4 protein-coding genes are annotated in these 5,841 nt (G+C 42.7%); all 4 read right to left on the reverse strand.

From position 1 onward, the window contains the following. Window positions 1–1,365, reverse strand: a 1,365-nt coding sequence (locus tag ACH2DQ_RS06410; protein WP_395026024.1) for a peptidoglycan D,D-transpeptidase FtsI family protein, incomplete at its 3' end; no start/stop codon positions are given. Continuing rightward, window positions 1,328–2,671 carry an FtsW/RodA/SpoVE family cell cycle protein gene (locus tag ACH2DQ_RS06415; protein ID WP_394911173.1) on the reverse strand — a complete coding sequence of 448 codons (1,344 nt, stop codon included), beginning with the start codon at window positions 2,669–2,671 and terminating at the stop codon, window positions 1,328–1,330. The genes ACH2DQ_RS06410 and ACH2DQ_RS06415, both read right to left, overlap by 38 nt. 8 nt (window positions 2,672–2,679) lie before the next feature. Beyond that, complete coding sequence (locus ACH2DQ_RS06420) at window positions 2,680–5,115, reverse strand: DUF3656 domain-containing protein (protein WP_394911172.1); 2,436 nt, start codon at window positions 5,113–5,115, stop codon at window positions 2,680–2,682. Between the two features lie 123 nt (window positions 5,116–5,238). Continuing rightward, complete coding sequence (gene zapA, locus ACH2DQ_RS06425; RefSeq protein ID WP_394911171.1) at window positions 5,239–5,649, reverse strand: cell division protein ZapA; 411 nt, start codon at window positions 5,647–5,649, stop codon at window positions 5,239–5,241. Window positions 5,650–5,841 lie beyond the last annotated feature (192 nt).

Here is a 5,841-nt window from a genome sequence, read left to right on the forward strand (position 1 = left end):
TTTATCCGCCGCATTTGACCCTATTTCATACTCGGCAGATCCGGTCTTGCCGGCTACGGTATATCCAAGTCCGCTGAGGGATTTTGCCGTTCCGCCTTCTACAACCTGCGTCATAAAATCAGAGAGAATCCCGGCTTCCTGGGCCGACATTAATTCCTTATATACCTCCGGTTTATTTTCTTTTACCTTATCCCCGTCAAAGGTTTCCAGGCGGTCAATGATATATGGTTTCATTAAAGTACCTGAGTTTGCAACGGTTGAGGTGATTAACGCCATATGAAGAGGCGTTACCAGGGTATTTCCCTGGCCGATTGCCGTTGCCATCTCTTCTCCGTAGGATGTGTGTTCATTCAGTTCAAAACGGCTTGTACTTGCTTCCATAGAAATCGGCAGCGTGTTGTTAAACATAAAATCTTCACATAAACTTCTGAATGCGATATTATCCAGTTCCAGTCCCATATTGGCAAAGGAACTGTTACAGGAATATTTAAAGGAATCCGCTAAATTGACCTGCCCATGGGCTTCTCCCCCAAAACAGGTAATCGTCACATCTTCTTTTGATATACGTCCGGTACAGTTATAGCTATAATTCTGATAATCGGGATGTTCCCTCATATATTCCAGTGCAGTCATGATCTTAAAGGTAGATCCCGGCGGATATAAGCCCTGTACGGCACGGTTCAGAAGAGAACTGTTGGTTTCATCCGAAACCAGGGTATCCCAGTCACTGGATATAGTATTGGGATTAAAGTCCGGCTTGGAAACCATTGCCAGTATTTTACCGGTACTGGGTTCCATGACTACCACGGCTCCCTTATACACACCCATGGCATTATACGCCGCTGTCTGAAGTCTGGTGTCAAGAGTCAGCACCACACTGTCTCCCCGAACCTTTTCATGCTTTGCCTCATTCTGCACCTGCTCCAGAATGGATGCATGGGATGTGAGAAGATCATAATTTGAAGTTGACTCCACACCTGCCTTACCATTGCTGGCATATCCTACCACATGGGCAAACATATTTTCATAAGGATAAAGGCGTTCCTCATTGCCTTCGGCATCCACATTAGTTCCTGCCAGCGTCTCACCGTCGGAAGATATAATAGCACCCCTGACAATCTTCTGCGCTTGTGCATCCTGTTTCGTATTATTTACATTTGAATTAATTGTATCCGCTTTTATTGTATTAAAATATACCAGATAACCAATCAGCATAAAAAACATGGCAGCGAAGAGATATGCAACTTTCATCATATCCTTATTTCTGCCACCCCGGGACTCCGGTCCCGCATTTTTCTTTCGCTGGGGTTCATTCACCGGTATTTCATTAATTTGGATATTGTCCGTAGATTTTTTCCTTTTCAATGCTTTCTTCCTCGTCTTCCCTAAGAATGTACAGTCCCTGTATGATCGCAAACATGATCAGCGTACTTAGCATAGAGCTTCCTCCATAGCTGACAAATGGCAGTGTAACACCGGTGAGCGGGATAAATTTCATAGTTCCACCCACTGTCAGAAATACCTGAACCGCATACATCGTACCAAGTCCCAATGCAACCAGCCGGTAGAAGGGATTGGATAATCTCATGGCAATATTCAGAATCATAATAAAACAGCTCAAACATACCAAAATCAGACAGATAGAAAATATCCCGCCCAGTTCTTCCGTCACTGCTGAAAACATAAAATCCTGCTCTACAATCGGTATTGCCGTAGGTGAGCCCTGGAATAATCCGGTTCCAAACCACCCGCCTGCGCCAATGGCGAATAAAGACTGGGCAATCTGATAACCATTTCCTGCATAATCCGCAAAAGGATTCAGCCACACTTCTACACGCACACGCACATGGGAGAATAGAAAATACGCCGCAACCGCCGCCAGGCTTCCTGCACCAAGCCCCGCCGCCAGATAGAGTACATTTCTGGAAGCTACGTAAAGCATAATCAGATACGTAATAAAGAAAATCAGCGCACTTCCAAGGTCCGTGGATACTACCAGGATCAGAACGTGGAGTGCCGCCAAAGCCGTTGCCACTACAATATCCTTAAATGATTTAGCACGGAGCAATAGTCCAGCCATACAGAATACAAAAATTATTTTTACAAATTCCGATGGTTGCAGGGTAATTCCTCCCACCGTAAAAGCAATTTTCGCGCCATAAGTTGACCGTGCCGCTACAGCAACCAGACCTAATAGTCCGATTCCCAGAACAGCATACACCCAAGCCCATTTTGTAATCAGGCGCAGCTTGCGTATGATGACCGGTATAAACAATGCCAATACCGTAGAAGCAGCCGCGATTTTAAACTGCTTAATTGACTGGTCATAAGAGATCCTGGTAATCATAATCATACCGATGGATATGAGCATACACATATGATTGATCAATAATCTGGATGCTTTCGGATAGAGATTTCGAAACAGCACCAGAGTTGCCGCCAGATAAATTACCTGTGCGCCATAGAAAAACAGCAGCTGGGATTCTTCCATTTCCAGATAAAGTACCATGAACGCCACAAAATGCATACAGAACATGATTACATTCTGCCTTAAGAATAAAAAATCAGCATCGTCTTCATCCTTACGGAATACCACATAGCTCTGCAATGTATAAATCGCCATTAAAATGATAATTACATATTTTGAAACCTGAATGATAAGATTTGTCACTTTTCCACCTACTCCACGCCTCTCTTAAAATGCCCTCTTGTAAATTCAGGCAAATCAAGCCTGATGTCCTTCTCCTTGCAAAATGCATCAATATATTTCTCAGTAACTGACAGAACCTGTTTTTTATCTTCCAATGTAAAACTCAGCCGTATCGCCGCCGGAGACAATTTTCTGATTTCATCTCTGTTTTCCAGAAGTACTGACGGAGCACTGTTATAGATAATATTATAACAGAACTGGCAGTTCGTTTTCACTGGAAAATCTTTTTTCATACGGTCACGCAGATACAGTACTTCCGGCACTTTATTGCATCTGCCGGCTGTCTTTTTCAGACATTGGGCACTGACCATCATCGGCAGGTGTCCATAAACCAGAATCTCGCTGTCTGCACAGCCTCTTTTTCCAATTTCCTTTGCATTCAGTTCCAAAGGCACCGTATCAGAAGCAAATCCCTGTTCTTTCAAAAACGCTTCTGACTCCCGGTTAAATGCATAGAGGTTATGGTCTGCAATTAAGGGATTCGTCAATCCGCACTCTTTCAGATAACAGGCTTCATCCAGACTTTTCACTACTATGGCATCGTATGCCGACAACATTCTGCGGGCAGCATCGGATTCATAATATTTTCTGGTCTCTGCCCGAAAAATATACGGCATAATGTAATTGCACTTTTTTCCTGCCTCATGACACTTCCTGATGTATGTTCCGGAATTCAGGAACTCACGGTTATCTTTAAAAGCAGCGCTGTCCAGATAAATCCCGGATACTTCATCCAGTCTAAGCAGACCTTCCAGGGCGTCCAGGGATTCCAGTGATACATGAATTGGGATACCAGTCTGATTATTTTCTTTTAAAGCATTACCTTTTTCGTCATATTGATAACCTGCAGACCTTAAGGACTCCGTATTTTCTTTTGAAGGAAGACCCCTTCGGTAACTCTCCTGAATTTCCCTGGTCAACGTTTCCAGTCCCATTCGCCGGAGTTCATTCAGCGACTGAACGGGAAGAAAAATATCAGGCTCCATATCAATATCCAGTTTTTCGAATATATAGGGCGTGTTCCCTGTTTTTTGCATTTGTTTTTTTACTTTTTCATAAGACAATGGTTGATTCACCGCTTCCGTTACTTCGTCGCCCGTAACTTGAACTGCAAAATCCCCCATTCTTATTTCGAGTATAGCAGGATTTTTTTTGTAAAGTATTAATTTCCCATTAATTTTTTCTTTCAATTTCCCAACCAGATACGTATCCTCCAGTTGCTTTAGCAGCTGTTCATTTCTGGTACGGATCACTGTTTTACAAGTCTCCGGTTTTTTCCCGGAAGGAATTTTAACCTGAAAGATTTCTCCAGGCTTTTTTTCTTCTCTTATGGTAAATTCTGTGCCCTTCTGCCCTGATTTCTCATCCAGACATTCCAGAACATCTCCGGGATGAAGTGCTTCTGCCGCTTTTAGCTTTAATATATTCTTCCCGGTATCCACGACTTTAGCCGCTTTCGTACCAATATGGTTGGGACGAACCAGCGACATCATTTCTCGTCCGTTCCCGGTTTTATAATACCCAGTAGAAAAACCGCCCCGGTTGTAGAGATCCATCAGTTCCAAACGATCCTTTTCTTCGATCCGGTACCCTTCTCTTCCATTTTTTACATACAAATCAATATACTTGCGGTAAATGCGAACCACTCCGGCAGTGTATGCTGGTTTTTTCATCCTTCCTTCAATTTTGAAAGAATAGACACCAGCTTCTATCAGATCCGGAATCAGATCCAATGTACACATATCCTTGGGGCTCATAAGATATTTTTCTGCTCCATAATTGATCTTTGTGCCGTTCTGGTACAGATCATATGGCAGACGGCATGGCTGGGCACACCTGCCCCGGTTGCCGCTGCGCCCTCCGATAAGACTGCTGTACAGACACTGCCCGGAATAACAATAGCACAATGCACCGTGCACAAAGCTCTCTATCTCAATATCTACCCTTTCATGGATACCGGCAATCTCCTGCAGGGATAACTCCCTTGCCGTAACAATCCTGGATGCCCCAAGATCTTTTAAAAGTTTTGCACCGTCCGATCCCGTAATGGTCATCTGCGTACTGGCATGTATTGGAAGATCGGGAAATTCCCTTCTTAAAAATGTAAACACACCCATATCCTGCACAATCACTGCATCCAGACCTCTTGTATAGTAGGGAAGAATATATTGATACAGTTCCGCCAATTCATTGTCTTTCAAAAGAGTATTTACGGTCAGATAGAGCTGCTTTCCTCTTAAATGGCATTCATCTATCGCCTGAAGCAATGTTTCTTCCGTCAGGTTGTTGGCAAATGCCCTGGCTCCAAATCTGCTTCCCCCTGTATAAACAGCATCTGCTCCGGCACTCAGTGCCGCTGTTAAACTTTCGTAAGACCCTGCCGGGGCCAGTAATTCTACTTTCATCAGTCACCTCATTATCATTATCCAGAGCGTGTTTGGAAATTCCTTCCTTTTCCAGACACGCTCTGGTACTGGTCAAAAAAGAGGCAGTTGCACGATTTATCTTAAGCAACAGCCTCTCTTTGTCTATTTCCTCAATAATTCATCCAGCTCTGTCTCAAGCTTCACAATTTTTTTCTGATATTCCGTGGATTCTTTCTGCAGTCTTTCTAAATCTTTTTCAGCAGTCTCGTACCGGATCTGGACACCGATTACTTCGTGTTTTAAATCATATAATTCCTTGTCCTTGGATGCCAGTTCTTCTTCTACAAGTTCTACCTGCTTTTTCGCTTTAAAATAATCATCTGCAATATTCAGATCCAACAGAATTCCTTTGGTCTCTTTTGACAAATGATTATAACCTTCCAGTTTTTTAAACTCTGCCAGTTTATTATTAATGTATGTAGCTACTTTTTGCAGATATTCTTCACTCTCATATCCACTCAAAGTATATATTTTCCCTGCAATCAAGACTTCTGCTTTGTTCTTGGCTGACATATGACTTCCTCCACTTTTTTCTCTATTATCACAACATTCTATATAATTCTACAAAATATTGGAGTTTACTGTTATTCATTATACAGAGAAGTGAAAGAAAAATCAAGGTCGATTTATAAGACAATTTATAACTATTTCGTACAAGACTGTACATCTGCTGCACAATCGGTGTGAAAACATGGAACATGCATC

The sequence above is a fragment of the Robinsoniella sp. genome (assembly GCF_034124845.1).

Excerpts from the sequence above, each read along its gene's own strand:
- ACH2DQ_RS06420 (WP_394911172.1), bottom strand. The coding sequence starts at position 5,115 with ATGAAAGTAGAATTACTGGCCCCGGCAGGGTCTTACGAAAGTTTAACA.
- zapA (WP_394911171.1), bottom strand. The coding sequence starts at position 5,649 with ATGTCAGCCAAGAACAAAGCAGAAGTCTTGATTGCAGGGAAAATATAT.